Here is a 25030-nt window from a genome sequence, read left to right as displayed (position 1 = left end):
CACTTGTTCCACTAGAAAATGAACTTAGGTTGGTTCAAGTCTACTTCTATATACAGTAGGAGCGTTTTGGCAAGCGTATTCAGGTTGTATGGCAACTAGAGTCGGAGACAACTGTCCTCATCCCATCACTGACTAACCAGCCATTAATTGAAAATGCATTAAAGCATGGAATTTTAAAGCTTTCTGAGGGGAGAACGATACATATTCTTATTATCAATTTTGATACCCATCTCGAAATCACCGAAGCGGATAATCGTTGGAATGGATGAAGACAATTGGCAAAACTACTGCAGCCTCAAGAACGCTCATGCAGCAGTAATCAATATCCATATAAGATTGCAACACCATTATGGGCAAGGTTTACGTATGACAAGCTTCACGAAGGAACGGTGTTTCACTTGTGGTAGTAGCAAAAAACATCTACATCATTAGATGCATTGCCTCTCGATGAGTTTTAAGAGGCAGAATGCATCTTTTATTATTTGCAAGTTTGAAAAATAGAAATTTAGAGCACAGCCTGAGGCGTCTTCGTTTTAAAATGTGTGAATAAGTAGCATCCCAAAATCACGATGATTCCCCCAATGCCTTGCAGCCAGCTTAGCTGTTCACCGATAAATAAAAAGGCGAGCAATGCTGTAAAAATAGGATTAAAGTTTAGAAAAATACCAGAGGTTGTGGCACCTAATTGTTGAACGCCAATATTCCAAAATACCATACAAACTACTGTAGAGATGACCCCTGTATAAAGAAGCGAAAGGATGAAAGAGGAGTCGATTTCGGAGAAGGTAAAATCCGTAATCGTGAATGGGACTAGGATGAGTACCCCAAACAAACCTGCATACAATGTCGCCATTAACGGAGAGGTTGTTTGCATAGCCCACTTACTACATACAGAATAAAGTCCCCATACGCAAACGGCTGCCACCATCCATAAATCTCCTGTATTCAATTGGAAGTGCCATAACAGCTGCCAATCTCCTTTCGAAAGGACAAGAAAAACACCAAGTAAAGAGAGTACCATCGCCAGAAGTTGCAAGCCATTTATTTTTTCTTTCAGAAAGGCGAAGGAAAAAAGGGCGATGGACATGGTATTCATTGTAGAAATAAGGCCAGCATTCGTGGATGTTGTTCGTTCCAACGCTAAAAATTGAAATATATTAAACAAGGCAACACCTGTAATGCCCATCAGGCATAATGGCACAAGAGCGGCTTTAGCAGGAACCAATCTCTTCTCTTTCCACCAAACTAACGGTAGCAGGACGATCACTGCGATCAGCCATCTGACCAACGTTAAGGTCATTGGAGAGGCATGAGCCACTAGCGTCTTAGCCACAACAAAATTGCCTCCCCATAGTAAGCTCGTGACAAGCATTAAGCCCATATAAAATTTAACCACAGTATAGGTACACTCCTTTTGCTTTTATGTATAATAAGAATCATAGCACTATTAGTGATTTATCAGTATAATATTTTGTATAATTGAATAAAATCAAAATAATCGAAAGTTATTTAATGAATATCAAAATAATGTTTTGAAATCGCGTTAAAAACTTCCTTGTCTAAAAATAATCAAAAGAGGAGAAAACAATGGAGGATATAAAAATAAAGGATTAGATAATGTCGATCTGCAAATCTTAGCGATTTTGCAGCGAGAGGTTCACATTAGCAATGCGGAATTAGCTAGACGGGTGAATCTGTCCCCACCAGCAACCCATACAAGGGTGAAACGTCTAGAAAATGAAGGCTATATAGATCAACAAGTCGCAATTTTAAATCAGGAGAAACTAGGGTTTGATTTATTGTGCTATATATTTATGAGCACAAATATTCATCAGGAGAAGGAAATAGAGGAGTTAGAAAACAGCTTGAAAACAATGACCGAAATTTTGGAATGTCATTGCTTAACAGGTGCCTATGATTATTTGTTAAAGGTCGTAATTCGAGACCGCCAAGACTTAGATCAATTTATTCGAAAATTAAATAAGCTTGGCGTTTCTAGAATTCAAACGAATTTATCCTTACGAGAAATTAAATATTCTACAGTGTTACCGATCGAAGAAAAACAGCAAGTCTGAGTAAGCTAACTCAGGCTTGCTGTTTTTTTACTCATGATAGGTAAGCAGCCGCTCCAAATGAGTAGAGCCCCGCTCCTAAAGATTCACCCTGTTCAAATAAGGAGACCACACGTACAAAAATCATACAACCCACAAGTTGCTTATAGTTGACATGCAACCATAGAGTTGCCTATAATCAAGCTATGAATTGGGATAAAGACGCTATTTTTAAAGCACTAGGGGACTCGACTCGGAGACTTATATTAGATGAACTGGCTGAGTGTGATGAGATGACGTTGTATGAATTGACGGTGCGTCTTCTAATGAAACATGAACTTTCAATTTCGAGGCAGGGGATTGCTAAGCATCTGTCTGTCTTAGAGAGTGCTGGACTCGTCCTATCACAGCGGAAGGGAAAATATCGAGTCATTCTTTTCAATAAGGAACCACTTAAAGATTTACTGAAAGGATGGGTAGAGTAAAGTTTACGTGTGAAGGATGCTTCTTAAACGACTTAAAAGGAGGAAAAGCAATTGAATATTATTGTTAACAGTATCTTTGTACAAGATCAGGAAAAGGCACTGGCATTTTATACGGAAAAGCTAGGGTTTGTAAAAAAGGAGGATGTCCCAGTAGGAAAACATAGATGGCTAACGCTTGTGTCGCCTGATGATTTAGAGGGCACTGAGCTATTACTTGAGCCAGATGAGCATCCTGCAGCAAAGGACTATCAAAGGAGGATTTTCGCTGAAGGCATTCCAGCAACAATGTTTGGAGTTGCTGATTTAGAAAAGGAGTATAGCCGTTTATTGGAGAAAGGCGTTGAATTTACACTTAAGCCGACAAAAGCGGGAGAAGTCACAATAGCAGTTTTTAATGATACATGTGGCAACCTTATTCAGATTATACAAAAATAGTGTAGAAAAGCGTGTTTGATAAAAAATATCAAAACACGCTTTTCTCATTACTCAGCCATTACCCAACCTTGATCATCGTTCAAAACGTTTAGATTTTCTTTTGGCTGCGCATTTACGGTCTGTTCTTTGGCTTCTGCTTCCTCGCTGGGCGGAGCTTTTTCCGACGAACAAGCAGATAAAAGGAATAGTAGCGCTATACTTAATGATAGGAATTTCTGCATGAGGCAAACCTCCATCAATCAATCGTTGATATGAATATTTTGCACATCTTTTTACAGAATATGTTGTGTATAGCTGCCATTAAAAATTTTTTTAAGCGACTGTATTACTAATTATTTTGCTAAAGCCATTATTATATGCACTATTAATCAGCTGCTGTATTGACTTCACTGCTTGCTCAGAGAAAATATACCAGTTATCGCCATCGAAATCATGGAGTAAATACTCAGGATAGCCTTGTAATAATTCCTCTGGGAAAGGTTGATTTAATGTATAGATATCATATTGTCGAACACTGTTTTGATCATGGCTCATAAAATCAAATTGACCAAGCTTGTAATAAGATCCAGGAGTTTCTAGATTGAGGTGCCAATAATAATCTTTCGGAGCCTCTACTTTGTCGCCTTTCTTTTCTTGGAAAATTTTGAAAAGTGCTTGGTGATAGGCATTGCCCTTGATGTCCTGAATGACACCACCCATTGTCATATGGTATTCATAGCGTAGTACCTTGATTTTTTCATCTTCAATTAGCAATGGTTCAGTCGTAATATTTACTGTGCCATCATTATAATGCACTTGGCTGCCGAATGTTTCAGCAATAAAGCGAATTGGTACATAGGTGCGATTGTTTTTCATGTATGGTTGTACATCCAATTGCTCTTTTTGACCATTTTTAATGACTGTTCGGTTATTAAGATTCAATTTAATGGTTGTTTGATCCATTGAAAGGGTGATTTGTGAATCCTGCCAATGAACTTGCGCACCAAGATTTTCACTGATCACTCGTAATGGCACCATTGTTCGATTGTTTTTTTGCTCGGGTGCTGTATCAGATTTTACCACAACATCGTCGATTTTGATTTGTGTCGTTGCGGCATCAGCAGGTGTTGCTACAAATAATGTAGATGTTAAAAATAGCCCTGTAAAAAATTTTTTCATGGTATATAACCTCCTTATACTTTAACACTTACCACCATCGGAAATTTTACCATAATATTCTTATGTATATAATAAAAACTTTACTATTTTTTCTTTTGGCTGGAAAAGGTTGTGTATCATCTTCAATATTTTGGACTTGTTTTTGCAGTGTGTCATTTAGATTAAAACTATCGTGTTGCTAGATATCAAAGTAAAGAAGTTGAAATACAAATTATACAAAGTCACCACCGCTATTAGCAACTGTTTGACAGCGTATAATCTGTATTTGTTCTCGAATACTAATGCTGAAAGGAGGTTTTTTAAATGAAGTTTTTGACATGGGGCATTGTTGGTGCAGCATTATTTGCTGTGATGAAAGGCTACGGAAAATCGAATCAAGGACAAAAGGATAGCTTTCAACAAACAACTACGCCTGTACAATTAGTAGCCAATGCAAATCCGCTGACAGCCAATACACCGAAACAGTAGAACAAAAGCTTATAGATTACTTTGATCTATAAGCTTGCTATAATTTTACATAAATATCCTATCATTGGTATAATAGATTGCGAGAAAAGGGGGTGTATAGATGCTTCATTTTACAAACTATCATGACGATGATTTAGAAGAAATTCTGCAATTATTTTACGAAACCGTACATAGTGTAAACGCAAAAGATTATTCACAGGCCCAATTGGAGGCTTGGGCACCGTTAGCCATACAGCCAGTTAAAGTAGCCACTTGGCAAAAGACTTTAAGACATAATAAGACCTATGTCGCACGGAAGCATCATCAAATTGTTGGCTTTGGGGATATGACAATGGAGGGCTATTTAAATCGACTTTATGTCCATAAGGATTTTCAAGGACAGGGGATTGCATCAGCCATCGTAGATTTACTAGAAGCAGACGCAAGAAAACTTGGTCTTACCCATATTTACACGGATGCTAGTCTTACAGCGAGACCATTTTTTGAACGGAAAGGATACCAAATCATGCAAACACAAACAGTCGAGCGACAGGGCATATCGTTAATGAACGTTAGCATGGTTAAATTATTTCCTGATGAAAAGGACGGATGAAAAGGATGAATTGTGTAAAGGGTTTTATCGTATTAATGATGTTATGCTTCATACTTAGTGCCTGTGCACAAACAGAAAAGCCTTCTTATGAGAAACCAGATGTAGAAAATATCACGGTTTCATTCGAACATCCTGAAACAAAGCAACCATTTAAAATTATTCATGCTTATGAGCTTTTTCAAAACTATACGGAAAAGGTAGAAAGTGACCCAGATCGTTCGCCATTGGACATCTATCGAGAAGAGGTTGTTGATCCAGTTTATAGTGCTTGTTTTGAGAATGGTGAATATATAAACTTGGCTGAGTTGGTGCTAAACATAACGCCTAAACAAATAAAAGATAATCAATTATTAAGTGAAAATATTGAAAGGGAAGCAACGGAAAGGAGCATTAAAGAAGCTCTTTTCAAAGCTTCTGATTTTCTTCCTACAAAAAATGAAACAACCGTATGTGTTTTTCCTGCTACAGATGTAGGGATTGGCATGGTGGCTATAGGGTCAGGTAAAATAACTGTTCTATACAATAAATATTATAATGATGAATATATAAGATATACAATACCTCATGAATATCATCATAGTGTTTTGACTGAAAACCGCCCAAGAACTGAAGGAACCGTATTGGACCACATGGTGTTTGAAGGAAAAGCAGTTATGTTTGAAAAATTAGTCAATCCCGAAATGGATTTAAGGAAAATTGATTTCAATTCCAAAGACTTTTATTGGTCAAAAATTGTAGGAGATCTCGAAAAGAGGGACTTGAATCGTGCATCTGAAATCAATTTAGGTGGAAATGGTCTACCCTATGAATATGGCTACAGTGAGGGCTATAAAATGGTAAAATCCTATCTGGATTTGCATCCCAATGTATCGATAGAGGAGTGGACTGCTTTAAGTCCGAAAGAAATTTTTGACAAAGGCAACTATCTTGAAAACTACCAATAAACAAGTAAGCAACAGACCCAGTATCAAACTCGGTCTGTTGCTTCGTTTAGGCATCGATAAATGGTTAAAATCGCTTGTAAATGCATACCTTCATGAAAGATGGTGCGTAACAGTACTTGTTCAATGGTTTGCATACCCATATCAATAGGAGGGAATTCCTCTGACAATCGATGGCCATACTGTTCCTTTAATTGTTCAGGCTGCTGAGCTAAATACTTCTTTAATTCCTCGAAGGATGGCGTTTCGTCGTCAAAATGCTTTGGCGATGTACCAAAGCTAAACCATTTCTTGAGAGCTTCTAAATCTATATCCTTTTCCTTTGTTAATGCCTCTATCCATAAATATTGATCGAGATAAACATGACCCATATTCCAGCGAATATTATTATGAAATCCAGCTGGGATGATGTTCGCTTTTTCTTCTGATACATGCTCGAGTAAGTGAAGCAGCTCGCCACGATAATTGGCTAGCTGCTGAAATAGATTTTCTTGACGTTGATTCAAATGTAACCCTCCTTTTTAATATTATTGGCTATTAAAACTCCATTTTCCTGCAAAAAAAGAAGAACACTTTTTGTGTTCTTCTCCAATTTATCTACTTTGTGTCTGTAATGCTAAACGGACACCGAGACCGATATAAACGAAGCCAACTGTCTTTTCGAGCCAGCGTGAGCTACCGCTTGTTTTTGTAAAGATTTTTTCGCCAATGAAGCTTGTAATTACTGCGAGTAGGATTGTATATAAAGCACTCATCACGACAAATGTTATACCGAGTGTTAGCAATTGGCTTGTGACAGATTGCTCGTTATGCTGAACAAATTGCGGTAGGAAGGCTAGGAAAAACAGTGCCGTCTTTGGATTGAGGATTTCTGCTAAAAAGCCTTGACGGAATGAAGTACTAGCAGGACTTTGTTCGACAGTCGGTTGCTCAATTTTCTTTGGCTTTGTGAGGAGCATCTGAATGCCTAAGTAAACAAGGTATGCCACACCAATATATTTCACCACTTCAAAGGCAGTGGCTGATTTCATTAAAATAGCAGAGAGACCTAAAACAGCCGCTAATGTATGAACCAAGTCACCAAGACCGATACCTAAAGCTGTATAAATACCATTCTTTTTTCCGCTTTTTAATGTTTGTGTAATGGTAATAATTACTGCAGGACCTGGAATTAAAAATAATAAAAGAACTATTGCGATAAAAGATAACATGCGAAACCATCCTATTCTAATAAACTAATCATTCTAGGGTGAATGCATGGAATATTATATTCTAGCTATTGTGTGGCTGTCGATAAAGAAATATTGAAAAAATAATGAAAAATAATTCAGAAAACTAATGAATAATACTTATTAAATTTTATTACCTAGTACTAATATTTAGTGTTAGAATAAGATTATAAAAAATACGTTGGAGGAATTCATATGTTAACAAGTCAACAATTACAAGCTATTTTGCCACACCGATATCCATTTCTTTTGGTAGACCGTATTGTGGAGTTAGAAGAGGGCAAGCGCGCAGTGGGGTTGAAAAATGTAACGATTAATGAAGAGTTTTTTAAAGGTCATTTTCCGCAGTATCCTGTGATGCCAGGTGTGCTAATTGTTGAAGCATTAGCACAGGTTAGTGCAGTAATTATGCTGACAAAGGCTGGGAATGAGGGAAGATTAGGTTTATTGGCAGGAATCGATCATTGTCGCTTTAAAAAGCAAGTAAAGCCTGGTGATCAGCTACATCTAGAAGTGGAGATTACGCGTGTGAAGGGCGCTGTTGGAAAGGCAGAGGGATTGCAATGGTAGATGGAGAAATAGTTTGCGAGACGGATCTTGTTTTCGCTTTTGGATCTTAGAAAATGGAGGCTCTCGGTTGAATTACACATTTATGCTTTATATCGCCGTTTGTATCATGCAAATAGCGCTATTAGCGAATATTACGATTGCTAAAGGCGCTTGGAATGGGGTGACAATGTGGCTTTGTACGGTAGTTTTTGTTTTCGCAACAGCTATTTTTGGATTAAGTAGAGCGCGGCAAAAAGACACTCAAAAATAAACGACTTTGCTTCAATTCGTACTACACGGCTCTCTTTCCTTCATATAGTAAATGGAGTGAAAGTTTTAATATGAGAGGGTGAGGAGGTTTGAGGGTCGCTTTTATAGAACATAAAGAAGAACAGCTACAGCCAGAGCAAGCGTTGGCGAACGATTTCTGTGATCAATTTGTGCAAAAGATGCATAAAAATATATTGCATAAAAAGCTTGATGAGGATGTGTATCAGTCCTATTTTGTTATCCTTCAGCAACAATATACAAGGCAAGAGCTGCGATTTATTGTCCATCTGTTAAAGGTACAGGCAAATGAGATAATACGCATGAAGCCCATGTTTATTACCATGAGTGGTGTTATTTTATCCATGTTTACATTGCTTGCTACAACCATGAATAGCAAGCTCATGATCGGCATGTCGCTTGTCCAAATCGTTGCATTAGCCGTCTTGAGTTTTAATGTCGCCATTATATGGATTTCCTTTAAAATTGAAATCGAACATAAGCGGGTGCAGGCAGTGATTGCATTATTAGATTATTACGTAACAATTGTTTCAGAAGGGAGTGACCTTCGTGCAAAAGACAGTTGAACAATTACATTATTGGCTTATAAAAGTACCAGAAGTATTTCGTGTGATGACAGAAGCGGAAATAACACAACGACCTGCTCCAAAAAAATGGTCCAAAAAGAAGTAATCGGTCATTTATGTGATTCGGCTATTGTCAATCTTGAACGATTTCTTCAAGTTCAGAATGAAGCTTCACCCTATGTAGTGACTACATACGACCAAGTATAATGGGTCGCGTTACAGGGCTATCAGGAATTACCATTAGAAGATATTTTAATGTTGTGGACAAGCATCAACAAAAAAATCATGTATGTACTGGACCACCTTGATGAAGAGACATTGGCCCAGCCATGTGTGATGAATCAACAACAAAGGACATTGGGATGGTTGATAGAGGAGTATATGCAACATCTGGCACATCATATCCACCACCAAATTTTAATGAATGAATGTGAAACATAAGCATTTTTTTAGGAAATCCTCAAATAATAAAGTACGAAAATAATTATTTGGGGACGTGAAAATGTGAAAAAGTTTTTATTGCTTTTACTACCACTTAGTCTAATCACGGTATCGCTTTTTTATGTAAAAGTGAGTTCTTCTGAAAATAAAGGAAGAAAGTATTATGAGGAAGCAGGTCAAATTCTTTGGGAAATTCAGACAGATGAAAAAATCATTGCCTTAACATTTGATGATGGGCCTCATCGCAAATATACAGCGAATATCCTTGATGTATTGGAAAAATATAATGCAAAAGCAACCTTTTTTATTGTCGGTCAAAATGCAGAAAAAAATCCTGAGCTGATTACAAGAATGTACGAAGAAGGACATGAATTGGCCAATCATACCTATACACACCCTTTAAGAACAAATGTTACCAATTTAATGAAAGAAATACAGCAAACAGATGAAGTGATTGCAGGGATTACAGGCTATCAGCCAACATTATTTAGACCAGTTGAAGGACAATATACCGATGCGATGATTGATGCAATTTCAAAAAAAGGCTATAAGGTTGTTATGTGGTCTTGGCATTTAGATACGCTTGACTGGAAAAGCCCAGGTGTTCATCGCATCGTGAATACCGTTTTAAAAGGTGTGAAGGCAGGCAATATTGTCCTATTTCATGACGGTGGGGGAAATCGAGCACAAACGGTTCAGGCAATGGAACAAATCATACCGGAGCTTGAAAAACAGGGCTATCAGTTTGTGACGGTTTCTGAATTATTGGAAATCCAAAGGACACATAAGAAAATGGAAAAAAAACAGTAGTGTTGAAGCAGAAATGTCTTCAACACTTTTCTTTATGTAAAGGTTATTTAAACATTTTTTTGATGTGTTTAAGCTCAGCAATTAAATAATCAATTTGTTTCTGCATATTATCTATTTTAACTGTTTGATGCCCATTTCCATTGCCATTATTCGTTTGAGAAGAATCATTGTTCGCGTTTTGGAGCGCTTCTAATGCGAGTCCCGCTGCAATGGTTTGTAAACCATCCCCTAATGTTGAAATGGCTGTGCCAATATAGGATAGCTTAGCCGCATAAATTTCTATGGATTCATTGCCTTGGCTCGGTTTATTATTTCTCCCCATTGTTTTTCCTCCTTACATTTGTCATTACTTGCATCATATGCGACAACAAGTGAAAAGGCGATTCCGATGATGTTGAATGATTCACTAAAAATGGTAAAATTAGTACAATCAACGGATTGGGGGACTAGCATTGACACACCATGTAGAGCTGATTGAAATGAATAGTGAGCTGTTAGAGGGGAAGGGCAGCTTTTGTTTACGAAGCAAGAAAAAAACAGAGGGCTATCAGAACAAAAACAAATGGCTTAATCAACAATTTGAAAAGGGCTTACATTACATACAAGTACTTGAAAATCAAAAACAAGTAGGTTTTATAGAATATACAGACGCGGAATACTCTTCAAGAGTTGTACATGCAGATGGCTATGTGGTGATTCACTGTTTATGGGTAAGTGCAGTGGGGAAGGGCTATGGTACACAATTACTGAAGAGGTGCTTAAAGGATGCCAAGGAACGTGGGAAAAAGGGAGTGGTGGTCATTACAAATGACCAAACTTCCTGGACGCCAAGCAAGGATTTATTTTTACAGCACCAGTTTCAACATATGGCAACAGCACTCGATGATTTTGAATTATGGGTCTTTCCATTTCATGAAAGCGTTGAACGGCCATACTTTCCTGATAATTGGCAGGAACGATTAACGAGATTTCCTCATTTAACGATTTTACGTTCCTTTCAATGTCCATATATAGACGTCGCCACGGAAAATATTCAATTAGCTGCCGAAAAATTAGGATTGCAGCCAGTGCTGGTGGATCTTCAAACGAGAGAAGAGCTGATGGAGAAATCACCGACACCATATGGTATTTTTTCAGTGGTTTATAAAGGACAATTGATTGCCTTTCATCGATTAACCGTGCATTCCGTATATAAAAAACTGCAAAAACTCATGAATAATTCCTGATAGGATGCAACTTTTTTGGACACTGGCACGTTATATTCTTATAGCATTTCTATGATTCTTTGAGTTTTTTGTTGACTGCTACTAGGAAATGAGTAAAATTAAAAGGCAGTACCATAATATGCCTAAACTTAGTAGTATGATGGCTGAATAGGTGCTGGAATGCTAGTTAGAATGAAGCATGATCGGACAAGGTCTGTCATGAAATTTTGACAGTCTTTTTCTTTTCGTCTTCTGGATAACCTGTTAAGATGGTAGTAGTGTGACAACAAGTTAGTGTAAATGAGAGTGGTGACAATCAAGATGGATGAACAGAAAAAAGAAAGTACAGAACAGCAGCAGGAGCCGACTCCAGCTGAAATAAAGCCGGCAGGACAATTTATACAACTGAAACCGTTTAAATTTATCATGCTAATGTTCTTTACAATTCTTATTACGGCAGGTTTAACAATATTTGCGTTAACCTTTGGTGATAAGAAAGTAGTAGAAGTGAAAGTTCCGATTGAACGAGAGGAATTTACAAAATTATATGAAGCATTTGATTTACTGAAAAATAACTATTACCAAGATATTGACGATGAAAAAGTGGTCGATGGTGCGATCAATGGTATGTTTGATGCATTAGGCGATCCTTATTCCGATTTCATGGTAAAGGAAGAAGCGGATCAATTTAATTCTGGCTTATCTTCAAGCTTCCAAGGAATTGGTGCAGAAATCCAAGAACGTAATGGTTATATTACAGTTGTGTCACCTATCAAAAATTCTCCTGCTGAAAAGGCAGGCTTATTACCAAAAGATATTATCTTAACAGTTGATGGGAAAAGTATTCAGGGCTTAAGTGCAACAGAGGCAGTTGCACTGATTCGTGGCGAAAAAGGAACACCCGTAAAATTAACGGTAAAACGTGGCGAAAATACGGAACCTATTCAAATGACAATTGTTCGTGATGACATCCCAGTCGAAACCGTTTATGGTGAAATGCTGGATGGCAATATTGCCCATATTCAAGTTACATCATTTAGTGAACAAACTGCCCAAGAGCTTGAAAAAATCCTTACTGAGTATGAAGGCAAAGGAATGAAGGGCATTGTATTAGATTTACGTCAAAATCCTGGTGGCTACCTAAAGGCTGCAGTCGATATCTCTAATTTCTTTGTACCAGAAGGAAAGGCGATTGTGCAGGTACAAGAAAAAGATGCGGAGCCTCAAATTACAAATGCCATTGCAGGTAAAAAATATAACCTACCGATTACGGTACTAGTTGATAGTGGCAGTGCTTCAGCCTCTGAGATTTTGGCAGGAGCATTAAAAGAGTCAGTTGGTGCTAAAGTTGTTGGTGAAACATCATTCGGTAAAGGAACTGTCCAAAATGTTACACCATTAAAAGACGGCTCTAATTTGAAATTTACGACAGGTAAATGGTTAACACCGAAGGGCAACTGGATTAATGAAAAAGGAATTGAGCCTGATGTCAAAGTTGCGTATCCATCCTATGCCTCTTTACCATACTTGAATGCCTCTTTAGAAATGAAGACAGGCCTACAATCTGACTCTGTGAAAGCAGCAGAGGAGATGCTTCAGGTGCTAGGGTATGAGCCTGGTGAAGTAGATGGGATCTTTGATGACAATACCGCACAGGCAGTAGAAAAACTACAAGCAGCGAACAACCTTGAAGAAACAGGCATTCTAACAGGTAATACAACGTATGCTTTAATGGATGCATTACGTGCAAAAATGAAAGCCGATGATCCTCAGTTACTAAAAGCGAAAGAGCTTCTTGTAGGAACAGCCGAAAAAACAGAGGAAACAACAAACTAACAATGTAGCTGTCGCAACAGTTGTCTTTCACGGCATCTGCGACAGCTTTTTTTATGGGAGGAACTAATATGAAAGATGTGTACCTATTTAGTGGCTTTTTAGGGAGTGGCAAAACATCCATGCTGACAGATGTCATTCGCCAGCTAAAAGAAAAGAAATTAAAGCCTGCTGTTATTATGAATGAGCTCGGGAAGCTGCCATTTGACTCGCAGGCAGTGGAAAAGGATATCCCGCTAAAGGAGATGCTAGAGGGCTGTATTTGCTGTTCGGGTGCTGAAAAAACAGAGGCACAAATTCAATCTCTTCTATTAGATAGTGATTTTGATGTGCTCATTATCGAAACAACAGGTGCAGCACATCCTGTAGAAGCTTTGGATGCCGTTTTTTCACCGCTTTTTGCAGATCAGCTCAATGTGAAAGGCATTATCACGGTGGCGGATTCTAAGCTCTGGCTACACCGTGATACATTAACACCACAAGTGCGCTCTTTATTTCTGGAGCAAATTCGCCATGCACATCTATTGTTAGCAAATAAAACAGACTTATTAACAGAGGCAGAGCAAGGTCAGGTCGTCTATGAACTACAGGGCTTGAACCCTCATGCCTTTATATTGCAAACGACAAATGGACGCGTACCACTCAGCTTATTAGAGGGGCTGAAGGCAACAACACAGGTCGATAAAGCAGATATAGTTAAAGCGCCAATAGCCTCAATGCAGCTGGGCTCTCGCTTAGTAGATTTTACAGATCAGGAATTTACACAGGAGCAGTTTGAAGATTGGGTGCGTGCATTACCTGAAACGATTTATCGTATGAAAGGCTATGTACCAATTAAGGGCATCAAAAACCCAATGTTGTTCCAATATGCTTATGGAATGGTGCAATGGCTCCCAGAATATATAAAAATGCCAGCAAAACTTGTTATTATTGGAGAGAATGTTAGTGCTTTACCTATTATTGGGGCTAATTGAAGAATAAAGCAACCAGTGAATTTCTGCACGTGAACAACCTGTGTAGCTTTACACAGGTTGTTTTATTTTTATGTAAATGAAATGTAACGCTCTTGTAACACAATTGTAATATTAGGCTAACATGAGGCTACGACACTAGCCATCTCTAGGGTGATGCAAAGAAAATAATGAAGAAAGGCGATTAAAAAATGAGTGTATAAAACATACATTTTTTATTCATATCAGCTGTTTATTTTCTAAAATATTTAAGAGTTTAGGAGGGGTGTCAACCCTCTTTCAAACGTAAGTATTTCATAGATTGGTGAAACCTGCTAAAAAATAACGCGAAAAAAACGTGATTTTTCGCGCATTTTCTTCTTCGTTGGTGTAGTTAGCAGATGTTGGTAAGATTTTAATGAAAATCATCCCTTACGATTAGTGGCAGAGAAGGAGGAATTGCAAACATGAAAAAAACACTAACTGCAATTTGTGCAACATTTCTTTTAGCAGCTCCAATTCAAATAGCTTCTGCTGCTGCAAATACAACAGAGGGGAATTCCGTACAGCAATCAACAAACTGTAATGTTTATTATTATAAATGGTCAAACAATAATCATAAGTGGACGATTAAACTTCCACAGGCATCTACACCATCTAATGAGACGCCAACAACAAATAATACAACACCAACAAAGCCAAATAATAATCAATCATCACAAAATGAAAAGCCAGCAACACCACCAACTACTTCAACACCATCAACAACAACTTCAGATGTGGACGCATTTGAACAAGAAGTAGTAAAATTAACAAACGCTGAGCGTACAAAAGCTGGTTTATCACCACTTCAAACAGATGCAAAATTAATGGCTGCAGCTCGTGAAAAATCACAAGATATGCAAACAAATAAATATTTCTCACATACGAGCCCAACATTTGGTTCACCATTTGATCGTATGAAAGCTTTAGGTATCGCTTATAAAGCTGCAGGTGAAAACATTGCTCAAGGTCAACGTTCACCACAAGAAGTAGTACAAGCGTGGATGGACTCACCAGGACACCGTGCGAACATTTTAAACGGTAAATTTACACACATCGGTGTAGGTTATGTGAAATCGGGTAACTACTGGACACAACAATTTATCCAAAAATAATCATTTATTAATAGAAAGATGCTCTATAAGTCTATAAAGGCTTATAGAGCATCTTTTTTTATTGAATTAATGGTAAAATTTGATGAGAAAGGGAGGATAGAATTGAAACAATATAGCATAGCAATAGCGATTTTCTCATTAGCCGTGTCGTTTTTAATAGGAAGCTGGCTCATCGCCACTAGTTTAAAAGAGCAGCCAAAGGAATCCGTGCAACACCAGCTATTGTCACAACAAGAGGCAGCTGATTATTTAGGAATCAATGTAGTGGAAGTGCTAAAATTAACAGAAGTGCCAGACGGATCTAATAGTTACATAAGCGAAATCCCTCATGTAAAGGTAGGGGACAAAGTCTATTATCCAAAGCAAGCCATTGATCGCTGGCTATTGGATATGGAATTAATCGTAGTACCTTAAGAAAAACACATAAACTATTTCTTTGGATAGGGGCATCCCCTAATAAAAAAGAGCGCTTCTCCAGCGAAAAACGGTCGATGAAACTTTTCTTTCTCTTTTATAAATAGTAGTTTTTAAACTGTATTTTGGGGGAATTGATAAATAAGTAGTGGGTAAAAAGTAGGGAGAGGTGAGATGGATGAAAAAGCCGAATCTATTAAAGCAGTTTTTTACAAAAGAAGAAAGACCGCATACGTTTGCGCTGGCAACAGCTCAAGATCATCGTTTATTTTCATATGCCATGTCCTTTGCCAAGTATCACCCCGATATGATGATTGTGTTTGCGGCAGATGGCGAAATTATTTACGTCAATCAAGAAGCACTCTATGAGCTATTACAATATCGACCTAGTCATGCAGAAGATTTCAAGAAAATTCTGACTGATGTAGATTATAAACGATTAAAAAGAGCGTTCAATCGAACATTACGAGGAAAGTCGGTCAAGATTGATATTGAAAGACTACAGCATCAAGGACAAAACCTAAGCCTCGTACTGACGTTTATACCAATCAAAAATGACGACAATCAGGCCGAGGGGCTCTATTTAATCATTGAAGATATGTCCACGTATTCAGCCATGAAGCATCAGTTAATGCTACATGAGAAGCATTTAAATTACGCCCAGCATATTGCGGCAGTTGGGAGCTGGGAGTACTTTATTCAGCATGACAAACTGTTTTGCTCAGATAACTTTTATCATATTTTTGGCTTTGCACGTTCAGATAACGATGGTATTGATCACGTTTTCCAGTTCATTCATCCAGATGATTATGAAAGGACATATGATGCATTTAATCATGCTCGAAAAGGGACTAATTTTGACAGTGACTTCCGAATTTATCACGGTAAAACCAATGAACTGCGTTTTCTACAGGCAGCCGCCGAAGTAATATGGAAGGATGACAAGCCCTTTAAGATGATTGGGGTTGTCAAAGACGAAACGGCTTTCAAACTACTTGAGAAAACACTAAATGATACATTAGCCAACTATCATTCTATCTTTGACAATTTAGATGCAGGGATTTGGATGCGAGATTCCATTCGTGGCAATATGCTGTTCGCCTCTAAAGGGTTGGAAGGAATTCTTGGTATTCCATTAGCTAAGCTTTATGATGACTCAGAAGTATGGATTAATATGATTCATCCTGCACATCGTGAGGAGGTATTAGCGTATACTGATCATCTCGCTTCAGGCAAAAGCTATCAAGTGATTTATCGTATCCTAACGGGGGAGAATCAGACAAAGTGGTTGCTGGAGCAAATTGTGCCGAGACTAGATCAGCAAGGGGAGGTCAACCATATTTTCGGCTTAGTAACTGATATTACAAAGGAGATTGAACGAGAAAAGAAGCTTAATTATTTAGTGTATTATGATGAATTGACAGGTTTACCAAATCGCTTGAGCTTACATGATAAAGTTGATACCTTATGCTTAGCTGGCGAACCCTTCGCACTATTATATATTTCGATTAACCGCTTTCATATCTTAAATAATGCGCTAGGTACGAAAATCGGTGATGAGCTTCTGCGCACGGTGACTAACTACTTTTCAACACTAACAGATGATCACAGTTACATGGCACGTTTAGACAATCAGCATTTTATCATTGTCATTAAAAAATATGTGAGCAAGCAACATATTTACGCGCTGGCTAGCCGTGTACTGAAAACCTTTGATACACCTTTTTCGATAAAAGACTATCACTTGCACCTATCTGCTAGCATTGGTATTGCTTTTTATCCAGAGGAGGGCTTAACGAGAAACATTTTATTAGAAAATGCATATTCAGCTTTATGCTATGCGCAACAGCAGGGAAGGAATCGTTTTCATATTTATGCCTTTACAGAGGATATTACTTCCTATAAGCAGTATGTGTTAGACCGAGATATGCGACAAGCCATGTTAAATGAGGAATTCGAATTATATTTCCAACCAATGGTAGAGCCGCAAAAGGGGGTTATCAATGGTGCAGAAGCGTTAATTCGTTGGCATCATAAAGAATGGGGCCTTGTGTCACCTGGTGAATTTATTCCATTAGCGGAAGAAAACCATATGATTCACATCATTACAGATTGGGTGATTAAAAAAGCATGTGCGTTGTTACAGCACTGGAAGCAGCAAGGGCATGTGCTGCGAACAATTAGTATTAAGATATCGCCAATCCGTCTGATGAAAAAGGGCTTTATTCAGTTTGTCCAAGAGCAATTACAGGTAAATTCGATTGACGCTCATTATATACAATTCGAGATTAGCGAAAGTACCATCTTAAAAAATAGTACAAGTGTGATGACCGTTCTCAAAGAATTACAAGACATCGGTGTTAAAATTGCTATTGGTGATTTTGGAACAGGCTACTCTTCCTTAGAATCATTGCGAACATTCCAACCAACGACACTCCATATCTATGAAGCGTTTATCCGTGAAATCCGTCATGATCGTCCGATTGAAAATGGACTCATTTCAGCAACGATTTATTTAGCCAAAATGCTTGGTATTCAGGTTGTGGCAAAAGGAGTTGAAAGTTACGAGCAATTTATCTTTTTAAAGCAGCAAGAATGTGATTATTTGCAAGGTAGTATTTATACGAAGGCTGTTCCCGCGAAAGCCTTTGAAAAAATGCTGGCACAAGGCATTTTAACACCACAAAAAGCGATTGTTCATAAAAAACCTGTGGTGGAGCGACGCAAATATTATCGTTTTCAATTCCCGGCCTATGTGAAGGGCTTTATGACGATTATCGAAATGAATGAGCAAAAAATTAATATCGGTCATACCCCGATCATCATTGAAAATATTAGCTTAGGCGGCATGAAGATTCGCTCTTCTTTGAAGCTACCCGTTAATCAAACGATGAAATTTAAATTTAGCTTTATTTTAATGAATCAATCATTTAACCTAGAGGGTACTTTTAGATGGACCTTAGAAGAAAAATACCAAATCTATTCTTATGGCGTCGCCTTCAATTTGACGCAGGAGGATGAAGGAAAATTAGCCCCGATCATCAATCGAATGACAGCCTTGCATAATCACCATGAAAAAATAGAGGGAACGCCCTTTATGTATGAGGATATTGAAGCTTATTTTAAAAAATAGCTGATCATGAAGATGCCCAAATGTTCTAGAGGGCATCTTTTTTTCATGGCGTGGAATCACACGAACTAAGCGTTTGAAATACACGAAAAATGCTTATACTCTCCAGTAGAGGAGGCGTTTTATGGATAAAGTGGAGTATATGATCAAAAGCCTACAAAAAGCATTCTACCATTCCTCGGATTTGACCGTCAGACAAATAGATTGGCATGAAGGGGACACGGCTATTTTATGCTTTTACGCTTCTCTTGTTGATGCGAAGGAAGTCCAAAAAATACTGGATACCATTTATGCACGTTTAGATACAGAAAAACCTTTTTGGAGTGAAACCCTACTTACAACACTTGATAATTTTGCGCTACCGCAAGCGATTGAACGGGTTTGCCAAGGTGAAACGCTCGTGATTTTGCCTGATACGGGAAAAATGCTGACGTTAGCGATTACCAATGAAGTTGGTCGTAATCTTGAGGAGCCAAACAATGAACATATTCTGCGAGGCTCCCATGAGGGTCTTGTGGAGCGGGCAGATACCAATTTAACATTGATACGAAAGCGAGTGAATAATCCCGCTCTTGTGGTCAAATCTTTTACAATTGGACAACAAACTAACACTAAAGCTTATTATCTCTATATGGATGGGGTTATACAGCCTGAAACCTTACAAGAGATGGAAAAGCGGATTGCGGACATTAAAATCGACTATTTTTATAGTATTGGCCAGTTAAGTGATGCACTAGAGGATTCCGTGTTATCGCCATTTCCACAATTGTTAAATACAGAGCATCCAGATCGTGTGGTAGCCCACTTAGTGGAGGGTAAAGTTGTGGTCATGACCAATATTTCGCCGTCTGCCTTGATTGGCCCTGTGACATTTTTCTCTTTCTATCAAACACCTGATGACTATAATAGTCGGGTAGTGGTTGGCTCTTTTTATAAAATAGTGCGTTTACTGTCGTTTGTAACGGCGGTTTTTTTACCAGCATTTTATATTGCTGTGATTAGCTTTCACTTTGAGGTATTACCCTTAGAATTAAGTAATCAAGTAAAAAATGATGTTAATGATATACCTTATCGACCGTTAATTGAAGCACTGATACTTGAGATTATTATGGAGCTCATTCGAGAATCAAGTATTCGTTTACCACAATCAGTAGGGCAAACGATTGGGATCGTAGGGGGATTAGTGATAGGAGATGCCATTGTAAGTGCGGGACTCGTGTCGAACTTAATGGTCATTGTTGTCGCCTTAACGGCCATTTCAAGCTATGTTGTCCCGTCCGTTGAATTGAATAGCACGATTCGCATGATCCGTTTTCCGTTTATGCTACTTGCCTCATTATTTGGGTTTTTAGGCATTGTGGTAGGAGTTATCATCCTATTAATTCATTTAATTAGTTTAACGTCATTGAAACAGCCGTATTTTTCACCTATCGTACCATTTCAACCGAAAGCTGTTTATAAAATTTTTTTACGCTGGCCATTTATTAGACCGACAGTCCAAGTTACTTCCTTTCAACCACTCAAGGATGAAAAGGGAAAAAATGAGGATACACCATGAATTTTTCTCTATCAAAGGCACAATTTTTTTTACTACTCTTTATCATTCAGACAGGTGTTGTCTACATTGCCTTTCAAACACCGTTAATCATATACAGTCAACATAGTGCATGGTATGTCTTCTTCCTTGCTAGCATCTTCCATTACGGCTTGCTGTTATTTTTTGAACGCTATTATCAATTTTTCTTTTTAAATGGGTTCTTTCGCTGGGTCTATCTGATCTATTGGTTATTAATAACAGCTGTATTAATTGCCTATATGGGGTATGTTCTGGCCTCATGGGTCTTGCCTCGAACACCTGAATGGATTGTTGTCATGATGATTGTAGGGCTATCTTTGTATGCCAATTTAGTTAGACCAGAAACCATCATCAATATTGGTGTCATGCTAATTCCTATCATTTTCCTCTTTGTCATTTTTTTAATGCTGGCTATTCCAGATTTAACGTGGAGTAATCTTTTTCCAGTTGAGTGGAACAATACTAGGCAAATCATGGCGGGCATGATTCATAGCATGTATGCCTTTTTTGGGATTGAAATGTACCTCCTTTATCGTCCATTTCTCAAACAGGATTTACAGGTGAAGGGAAAGCCCTTATTGATTTATCAACTCGTCATTTTTATCTTTTATTTTATTTCGGTTGTCTTTACACAAATGTTCTTTGCTTTGGAGGAGGTTCAACTAATACCAGAGCCTATTATGTATATTTTAAAATCACAGGAAGTGAATTTTGTAAAACGGCTGGATATTTTTTTCATCTATATTTGGCTTTCTTGGTCCATTGTTACGGTCATGATCTACGGTTTGTCCTTTCGTGTGCTTTATTTGTCAAAAAAACGGAAGCATCCGAAACGAAGTATTGTTTTTTTTCATCTTCTCTTAGCCATCCTGCCGCTATTTGTCATGCAATTTCAGCGCATTGAGTTTATCAAAAATTCTATACACTACGTACTCATTGTGTTTACGATTCTACTACCAATGATGATAATTTGTTGGAATAAATGGAGGGGAAAACGTGTATCGTAAAGGGATTATGCTCCTCTTGTCTATGTTACTTTTAGCTGGCTGTTGGGATGAACGACTTTATAAAAACGCTTCCGTTGTGACGCTCGTTGGGGTGGACGGATATATAGGGGCATACAAGGGATATTATGCCTATCCGAATACAGCAGCTCAGCAAAATGAAGTGATTGAAGCGGACGGCATTTCACCAAGAGATGTACGGAATCAAGCCAATTTAAAAGTAGAACAAACACTTGATTTATCTGAGTTATCGACCATCCTTGTATCGGACCAAACGGTAAGAGAGCCTCTTTATGATATTTTGGATATTTATTTTCGTGATCCCCAAAACCCGATTTCGATAAAAATTGCTGTAACAGAAGGGGATGTCAAGCCGTTTATAGAGCTAACAAAGGATTTAGCAGGGGGGGCAGGAGGCTATTATGAACGTTTTATGGAAAGCACAGAGGAAAATACAATTTTTCCGAAATTAGATTTACAGACGGTTGGCTCCATGCTATTTGAACAGACAATTGATATAGCACTACCGTATATTCAGTTAAGTGAGGATAAAAAGCATGCTGTTGCGGCAGGTGTCGCTTTGTTCTCAGGTCAAACGTTTACGGGTACAATATTAACACCAAAACAATCTCTCACGATGCTTCTCTTAATGAATCAACCTAGCAAACAAGCGCGGATGAGCTATATGTGGAAGCATGATGGAAAATCGATGCCAATCACGGCTGATGTTATTCATATCAAGCGTCAATGGACGGTGAATGAGGAATTAAAAAGAATAGACATGGATTATCTCATAGAGGTAGAAATTGAGGAATTTGCACATGACCATTTATATAAAGACCCCGTTTTCAAGGAGGTTCAGCAGTTGATTCAAGATCATGTGCAGGGAGAGTTTGAGGAGGTTTTGCGGATTCTTCAAGGTCAGCAATCGGATACGTTGGGGATTGGTCGATATATTCGTGCCTATCACCCCAAAATGTTTCAGAAGGATTGGCATGCTGTCTATGCATCCTTACAGCTAGTGCCGTCTGTTCAAGTGAAAATCATTCGTACAGGTGTTTTACGCTAAAAAAATCGCCTTTCTCAAGTTAGAGAAAAGCGATTTTTTGTTGTTAAACAGTGACTCTTTTTTGAACAACCAATAGACGGATTAAAAGAGTAATTGCGCCCATTGTTAAACCTGCCACAAGGCCAATCCAATAGCCAAATGGACCGAAATCCGTATGTGTGGCAAGGGTATACCCAACTGGCAAGCCAATTACCCAATAAGATATAATGGCCATGATAAACGTGATCATAACATCTTTATAGCCTCTCAATGCGCCTTGTACTGGTGCTTGTATTGCATCAGATAGCTGGAAAATAGCTGCGTAGACTAAAAATTGTACGGCATACTCAAGTACCATCTGATCTGTGGTATACATATGTGCTACAGGTTCACGTAAAATAAACAAGATGCAAGCTGATATAAAGCTAAATAAAATGGCTGTGCCGACACATAGATAACTATACATACGAGCATCTCGCATGCGACCAGCGCCGATCTCAAAACCTACTAATATTGTGACACCCATAGAAATACTGAGCGGAACCATGTATAACAAAGAAGTGAAATTGATGGCAATCTGATGGGCTGCTATGATTTCTGTGCTAAAATTACTCATCATCATGGTCACAGCAGAAAAAATACTTGTTTCTGCAAATAGGGAAATACCGATCGGAACCCCAATCAATAAAATTTCCTTCCATCTAAGCCATTCAAGCTTAGGCCAATCATGAAACAGACGGAATCGTTCGAACGGTACTCGTTTAGCGATGATCCATACTGTAATCATGAATATTAGCCAGTACGTTATTGCTGTCGCTACACCAGCTCCGACGCCGCCAAGCTCAGGCGCACCAAATTTGCCGAAAATAAAGATATAGTTCAGCACGATATTAATGGGTGTTGTCATTAAGGTAATGATCATCGTGACCCGTGTCTGACCAAGGGCGTCAATAAAGCAACGCATAACAAAAAATAAGAAAAGTGGCAAAAGACCCGCACACATCGCATAGATGTAGCCTTTTGCAATGCTATGTACAGCAGACTCTAAGTTCATCTTACTAAGTATCCAATCAATGCCAAAGAAGAGTCCTGTAAAAATAAGGATCGCCAGCAATATGGCGACATAAATGCCTTGCTGGACTGCCTTTTTTGCATCCATCTCTTTTTTCGCTCCCACAAGCTGTGAGACAATTGGCGTAATAGCTAGGAGTATACCTGAAAGTCCAGTATAAATCGGCATCCAGATAGAGGAACCAATCGAAACACCTGCTAAATCAACCGTCCCGTAACGACTGGACATTAAAATATCAAAAAATGAAATAAGATAAATAGCTACCTGTGTCACTAAAATAGGGACAATCATTTTTAAGAGTAGCACGTATTTTTCCTTAATTGTGGATGTTTGATACATATTTTCTACTTCCTTCATGAACATAATGAACAAGTATAGCATATGTAAAGAGAGAAAAGCTGAAATTTTCATGCTTCATCTATATCTTTTCGTCAGCATATAGTAAAATAGAACACTGTAAACAAAAAGTAGTGCTAACTACAATGGTTTTTAAGGAATAGGAGAATTTGTGTGAAACAACAAACAATCATTTTAACCGGTGGTGGGACAGCTGGCCATGTATCGTTAAATCAGGCGATACTCCCGTCTTTACTAGAACTTGGTTATGATGTCCACTATATTGGCTCAGAGCAAGGTATTGAAAAAGAATTAATTGGCGAGGCGTTCCCCGATGTTCCGTTTTATGGCATTGCGAGTGGTAAATTGCGTCGTTATTTCTCCATGAAAAATTTTACAGATCCATTTAAAGTGCTTGCTGGAATGATGCAGGCTTTTCGTATTATTAAAAAAGTGAAGCCACAGGTTGTCTTTTCAAAGGGAGGGTTTGTCTCTGTACCCGTTGTGATGGCAGCGAAATTAGCAGGTGTGCCAGTCGTCATCCATGAATCTGATGTAACACCTGGTCTTGCTAATAAAATAGCCTTACCTTTTGCTTCACATGTATTCACAATTTTTGAAGAAACTCTGAAGCATTTACCTCAAGAGAAGGCTACTTGCACAGGCTCCATTATTCGTCCTGAGTTATTTGAGGGAGAAAGAGCAAGGGGGCTAGCTTTCTGCGGCTTTTCTACTTTAAAGCCTGTTTTACTTGTTATGGGAGGGAGTTTAGGCTCTGTTGTCTTAAATGAGGCACTACGTAAAAACTTACCAGAGCTCCTCAAGCAATTTCACATCATTCATTTATGTGGGAAGGGGAATTATGATGAAGCACTGGAGGCAATGCCAGGCTACAAGCAATTTGAGTATGTGACAACTGAGTTACCTGATTTATTGCATGCTGCAGACTTTATTGTGTCACGAGCAGGCTCTAACTCCATTTTTGAATTTTTAGCGCTTCACAAGCCGATGCTATTAGTACCTCTCTCAGCGCAAAAAAGTCGTGGAGATCAAATTTTAAATGCCAACTTGTTTAAAAAACAAGGTTACGCAGAAGTGTTACAGGAAGACGAGTTGACAAAGGAATCTTTTATGAAGTCTGTTCATACACTAACAGAGCGTAAAGTGGAAATGGTGGAGACAATGGCAAAAACGCAAAAACCAAAAACACCAGATGAAATGGCGTCATTAATTTTACGGTACAAGAAATAAGTGCTATTTGAAAAAAGAAAAGAAGCTATGAGGTAGGTCGA

Annotated in this window: 28 protein-coding genes and 1 pseudogene; 21 read left to right on the top strand and 8 right to left on the bottom strand. The window is 38.3% G+C overall.

The features are described from left to right. Positions 1 to 505: 505 nt before the first annotated feature. Positions 506 to 1381, bottom strand: coding sequence for a DMT family transporter (locus HXV90_RS04790; protein ID WP_269899023.1), 876 nt, complete (start codon positions 1379 to 1381; stop codon positions 506 to 508). 187 nt (positions 1382 to 1568) lie between these two features. Between HXV90_RS04790 and HXV90_RS04785 the strand changes: the two genes are divergently transcribed. The 3 genes from HXV90_RS04785 to HXV90_RS04775 all read left to right on the top strand — a co-directional run bounded on the left by HXV90_RS04785 (position 1569) and on the right by HXV90_RS04775 (position 2971). Next, on the top strand, positions 1569 to 2075 hold the full coding sequence (locus HXV90_RS04785; protein WP_269899022.1) for an Lrp/AsnC family transcriptional regulator: 507 nt from the start codon (positions 1569 to 1571) through the stop codon (positions 2073 to 2075). 182 nt (positions 2076 to 2257) lie between these two features. Beyond that, positions 2258 to 2536: an ArsR/SmtB family transcription factor gene (locus HXV90_RS04780; protein WP_066036897.1), complete on the top strand. Its 279-nt coding sequence runs from the start codon at positions 2258 to 2260 to the stop codon at positions 2534 to 2536. A gap of 51 nt (positions 2537 to 2587) precedes the next feature. Continuing rightward, positions 2588 to 2971: a VOC family protein gene (locus tag HXV90_RS04775; RefSeq protein WP_054548625.1), complete on the top strand. Its 384-nt coding sequence runs from the start codon at positions 2588 to 2590 to the stop codon at positions 2969 to 2971. A 47-nt stretch (positions 2972 to 3018) separates the two neighbouring features. On the opposite strand, the gene HXV90_RS04770 is transcribed toward HXV90_RS04775, so the two are convergent. Then, positions 3019 to 3192: a hypothetical protein gene (locus HXV90_RS04770; RefSeq protein WP_269898502.1), complete on the bottom strand. Its 174-nt coding sequence runs from the start codon at positions 3190 to 3192 to the stop codon at positions 3019 to 3021. A gap of 91 nt (positions 3193 to 3283) precedes the next feature. After that, on the bottom strand, positions 3284 to 4129 hold the full coding sequence (locus tag HXV90_RS04765; protein WP_048392936.1) for a copper amine oxidase N-terminal domain-containing protein: 846 nt from the start codon (positions 4127 to 4129) through the stop codon (positions 3284 to 3286). A gap of 303 nt (positions 4130 to 4432) precedes the next feature. Between HXV90_RS04765 and HXV90_RS04760 the strand changes: the two genes are divergently transcribed. The 3 genes from HXV90_RS04760 (at position 4433) to HXV90_RS04750 (ending at position 6133) form a co-directional block, all read left to right on the top strand. Then, positions 4433 to 4597, top strand: coding sequence for a hypothetical protein (locus HXV90_RS04760; RefSeq protein WP_004230164.1), 165 nt, complete (start codon positions 4433 to 4435; stop codon positions 4595 to 4597). A gap of 100 nt (positions 4598 to 4697) precedes the next feature. Next, entirely contained in the window at positions 4698 to 5189 is a 492-nt protein-coding gene (locus HXV90_RS04755; RefSeq protein ID WP_269898501.1) for a GNAT family N-acetyltransferase, read from the top strand. Between the two features lie 5 nt (positions 5190 to 5194). Next, positions 5195 to 6133: a DUF2268 domain-containing putative Zn-dependent protease gene (locus tag HXV90_RS04750; protein ID WP_269898500.1), complete on the top strand. Its 939-nt coding sequence runs from the start codon at positions 5195 to 5197 to the stop codon at positions 6131 to 6133. 23 nt (positions 6134 to 6156) lie between these two features. On the opposite strand, the gene HXV90_RS04745 is transcribed toward HXV90_RS04750, so the two are convergent. Both HXV90_RS04745 and HXV90_RS04740 read right to left on the bottom strand, forming a co-directional pair. Further along, a complete protein-coding gene (locus HXV90_RS04745; RefSeq protein ID WP_269898499.1) occupies positions 6157 to 6636 on the bottom strand; it encodes a DinB family protein in 480 nt (159 codons plus the stop codon). 87 nt (positions 6637 to 6723) lie between these two features. Further along, positions 6724 to 7341 carry a LysE family translocator gene (locus HXV90_RS04740; protein ID WP_004230157.1) on the bottom strand — a complete coding sequence of 206 codons (618 nt, stop codon included), beginning with the start codon at positions 7339 to 7341 and terminating at the stop codon, positions 6724 to 6726. Positions 7342 to 7554: 213 nt separating this feature from the next. On the opposite strand from HXV90_RS04740, the pseudogene fabZ reads away from it, so the two are divergent. From fabZ to HXV90_RS04720, 4 genes and pseudogenes are all read left to right on the top strand, one after another. Next, positions 7555 to 7979, top strand: a pseudogene (fabZ, locus tag HXV90_RS04735) (3-hydroxyacyl-ACP dehydratase FabZ). Positions 7980 to 7996: 17 nt separating this feature from the next. Continuing rightward, on the top strand, positions 7997 to 8179 hold the full coding sequence (locus tag HXV90_RS04730; RefSeq protein ID WP_066036806.1) for a hypothetical protein: 183 nt from the start codon (positions 7997 to 7999) through the stop codon (positions 8177 to 8179). An 88-nt stretch (positions 8180 to 8267) separates the two neighbouring features. Continuing rightward, on the top strand, positions 8268 to 8762 hold the full coding sequence (locus tag HXV90_RS04725) for a hydroxymyristoyl-ACP dehydratase (protein ID WP_269898498.1): 495 nt from the start codon (positions 8268 to 8270) through the stop codon (positions 8760 to 8762). Further along, on the top strand, positions 8746 to 8868 hold the full coding sequence (locus tag HXV90_RS04720) for a hypothetical protein (RefSeq protein ID WP_269898497.1): 123 nt from the start codon (positions 8746 to 8748) through the stop codon (positions 8866 to 8868). Before HXV90_RS04725 ends, HXV90_RS04720 begins: the two co-directional genes overlap by 17 nt. Before the next feature lie 177 nt (positions 8869 to 9045). On the opposite strand, the gene HXV90_RS23425 is transcribed toward HXV90_RS04720, so the two are convergent. Beyond that, positions 9046 to 9207, bottom strand: a complete 162-nt coding sequence (locus tag HXV90_RS23425; protein ID WP_333474117.1) for a hypothetical protein — start codon at positions 9205 to 9207, stop codon at positions 9046 to 9048. A 59-nt stretch (positions 9208 to 9266) separates the two neighbouring features. On the opposite strand from HXV90_RS23425, the gene HXV90_RS04710 reads away from it, so the two are divergent. Further along, on the top strand, positions 9267 to 10013 hold the full coding sequence (locus HXV90_RS04710) for a polysaccharide deacetylase family protein (protein WP_048392923.1): 747 nt from the start codon (positions 9267 to 9269) through the stop codon (positions 10011 to 10013). Between the two features lie 43 nt (positions 10014 to 10056). On the opposite strand, the gene HXV90_RS04705 is transcribed toward HXV90_RS04710, so the two are convergent. Continuing rightward, positions 10057 to 10335 carry a hypothetical protein gene (locus HXV90_RS04705; RefSeq protein WP_048392921.1) on the bottom strand — a complete coding sequence of 93 codons (279 nt, stop codon included), beginning with the start codon at positions 10333 to 10335 and terminating at the stop codon, positions 10057 to 10059. Positions 10336 to 10465: 130 nt separating this feature from the next. Here HXV90_RS04705 and HXV90_RS04700 point away from each other — a divergent pair, with 130 nt between their 5' ends. The 9 genes from HXV90_RS04700 (at position 10466) to HXV90_RS04660 (ending at position 22351) form a co-directional block, all read left to right on the top strand. Next, the gene (locus tag HXV90_RS04700; RefSeq protein ID WP_269898496.1) at positions 10466 to 11239 is read left to right on the top strand and encodes a GNAT family N-acetyltransferase; all 774 of its coding nucleotides are present in this window, start codon (positions 10466 to 10468) and stop codon (positions 11237 to 11239) included. A gap of 300 nt (positions 11240 to 11539) precedes the next feature. Next, positions 11540 to 13054, top strand: a complete 1515-nt coding sequence (locus tag HXV90_RS04695; RefSeq protein WP_048392917.1) for a lmo1851 family serine protease — start codon at positions 11540 to 11542, stop codon at positions 13052 to 13054. A gap of 68 nt (positions 13055 to 13122) precedes the next feature. Then, positions 13123 to 14025, top strand: a complete 903-nt coding sequence (locus HXV90_RS04690; RefSeq protein WP_103118099.1) for a CobW family GTP-binding protein — start codon at positions 13123 to 13125, stop codon at positions 14023 to 14025. A 443-nt stretch (positions 14026 to 14468) separates the two neighbouring features. Continuing rightward, entirely contained in the window at positions 14469 to 15158 is a 690-nt protein-coding gene (locus HXV90_RS04685; RefSeq protein ID WP_048392912.1) for a CAP domain-containing protein, read from the top strand. A gap of 102 nt (positions 15159 to 15260) precedes the next feature. Further along, entirely contained in the window at positions 15261 to 15572 is a 312-nt protein-coding gene (locus tag HXV90_RS04680; RefSeq protein WP_269898495.1) for a helix-turn-helix domain-containing protein, read from the top strand. Between the two features lie 178 nt (positions 15573 to 15750). Further along, entirely contained in the window at positions 15751 to 18705 is a 2955-nt protein-coding gene (locus HXV90_RS04675; RefSeq protein ID WP_269898494.1) for an EAL domain-containing protein, read from the top strand. Positions 18706 to 18826: 121 nt separating this feature from the next. After that, positions 18827 to 20260: a spore germination protein gene (locus tag HXV90_RS04670; protein ID WP_269898493.1), complete on the top strand. Its 1434-nt coding sequence runs from the start codon at positions 18827 to 18829 to the stop codon at positions 20258 to 20260. After that, positions 20257 to 21285 (top strand): GerAB/ArcD/ProY family transporter, encoded by a 1029-nt coding sequence (locus HXV90_RS04665; RefSeq protein WP_048392904.1) that lies wholly within the window; start codon positions 20257 to 20259, stop codon positions 21283 to 21285. Before HXV90_RS04670 ends, HXV90_RS04665 begins: the two co-directional genes overlap by 4 nt. Then, the gene (locus HXV90_RS04660; protein ID WP_048392902.1) at positions 21275 to 22351 is read left to right on the top strand and encodes a Ger(x)C family spore germination protein; all 1077 of its coding nucleotides are present in this window, start codon (positions 21275 to 21277) and stop codon (positions 22349 to 22351) included. Before HXV90_RS04665 ends, HXV90_RS04660 begins: the two co-directional genes overlap by 11 nt. 43 nt (positions 22352 to 22394) lie before the next feature. Here HXV90_RS04660 and HXV90_RS04655 read toward each other — a convergent pair whose 3' ends face one another. Next, a complete protein-coding gene (locus HXV90_RS04655) occupies positions 22395 to 23741 on the bottom strand; it encodes an MATE family efflux transporter (RefSeq protein ID WP_048392901.1) in 1347 nt (448 codons plus the stop codon). Positions 23742 to 23912: 171 nt separating this feature from the next. Here HXV90_RS04655 and HXV90_RS04650 point away from each other — a divergent pair, with 171 nt between their 5' ends. Beyond that, positions 23913 to 24989, top strand: coding sequence for an undecaprenyldiphospho-muramoylpentapeptide beta-N-acetylglucosaminyltransferase (locus tag HXV90_RS04650; protein WP_048392899.1), 1077 nt, complete (start codon positions 23913 to 23915; stop codon positions 24987 to 24989). The last annotated feature ends 41 nt before the right edge of the window (positions 24990 to 25030 follow it).

This window comes from Lysinibacillus sp. JK80, from assembly GCF_027557635.1.
Classification (GTDB): domain Bacteria; phylum Bacillota; class Bacilli; order Bacillales_A; family Planococcaceae; genus Lysinibacillus; species Lysinibacillus capsici.
The sequence above is the reverse complement of the archived record's forward strand: the minus strand, read 5'-3'. Positions and strand labels throughout refer to the sequence as shown.

Bases quoted from the DNA above. Each gene is read 5' to 3' on its own strand.
- HXV90_RS04760 (WP_004230164.1), top strand. From the start codon at position 4,433: ATGAAGTTTTTGACATGGGGCATTGTTGGTGCAGCATTATTTGCTGTG.
- HXV90_RS04755 (WP_269898501.1), top strand. From the start codon at position 4,698: ATGCTTCATTTTACAAACTATCATGACGATGATTTAGAAGAAATTCTG.
- HXV90_RS04770 (WP_269898502.1), bottom strand. From the start codon at position 3,192: ATGCAGAAATTCCTATCATTAAGTATAGCGCTACTATTCCTTTTATCT.
- HXV90_RS04740 (WP_004230157.1), bottom strand. From the start codon at position 7,341: ATGTTATCTTTTATCGCAATAGTTCTTTTATTATTTTTAATTCCAGGT.
- HXV90_RS04675 (WP_269898494.1), top strand. From the start codon at position 15,751: ATGAAAAAGCCGAATCTATTAAAGCAGTTTTTTACAAAAGAAGAAAGA.
- HXV90_RS04705 (WP_048392921.1), bottom strand. From the start codon at position 10,335: ATGGGGAGAAATAATAAACCGAGCCAAGGCAATGAATCCATAGAAATT.
- HXV90_RS04780 (WP_066036897.1), top strand. From the start codon at position 2,258: ATGAATTGGGATAAAGACGCTATTTTTAAAGCACTAGGGGACTCGACT.
- HXV90_RS04765 (WP_048392936.1), bottom strand. From the start codon at position 4,129: ATGAAAAAATTTTTTACAGGGCTATTTTTAACATCTACATTATTTGTA.
- HXV90_RS04750 (WP_269898500.1), top strand. From the start codon at position 5,195: ATGAATTGTGTAAAGGGTTTTATCGTATTAATGATGTTATGCTTCATA.
- HXV90_RS04690 (WP_103118099.1), top strand. From the start codon at position 13,123: ATGAAAGATGTGTACCTATTTAGTGGCTTTTTAGGGAGTGGCAAAACA.
- HXV90_RS23425 (WP_333474117.1), bottom strand. From the start codon at position 9,207: ATGCTTATGTTTCACATTCATTCATTAAAATTTGGTGGTGGATATGAT.
- HXV90_RS04685 (WP_048392912.1), top strand. From the start codon at position 14,469: ATGAAAAAAACACTAACTGCAATTTGTGCAACATTTCTTTTAGCAGCT.
- HXV90_RS04665 (WP_048392904.1), top strand. From the start codon at position 20,257: ATGAATTTTTCTCTATCAAAGGCACAATTTTTTTTACTACTCTTTATC.
- HXV90_RS04790 (WP_269899023.1), bottom strand. From the start codon at position 1,381: ATGGGCTTAATGCTTGTCACGAGCTTACTATGGGGAGGCAATTTTGTT.
- HXV90_RS04670 (WP_269898493.1), top strand. From the start codon at position 18,827: ATGGATAAAGTGGAGTATATGATCAAAAGCCTACAAAAAGCATTCTAC.
- HXV90_RS04655 (WP_048392901.1), bottom strand. From the start codon at position 23,741: ATGTATCAAACATCCACAATTAAGGAAAAATACGTGCTACTCTTAAAA.
- HXV90_RS04695 (WP_048392917.1), top strand. From the start codon at position 11,540: ATGGATGAACAGAAAAAAGAAAGTACAGAACAGCAGCAGGAGCCGACT.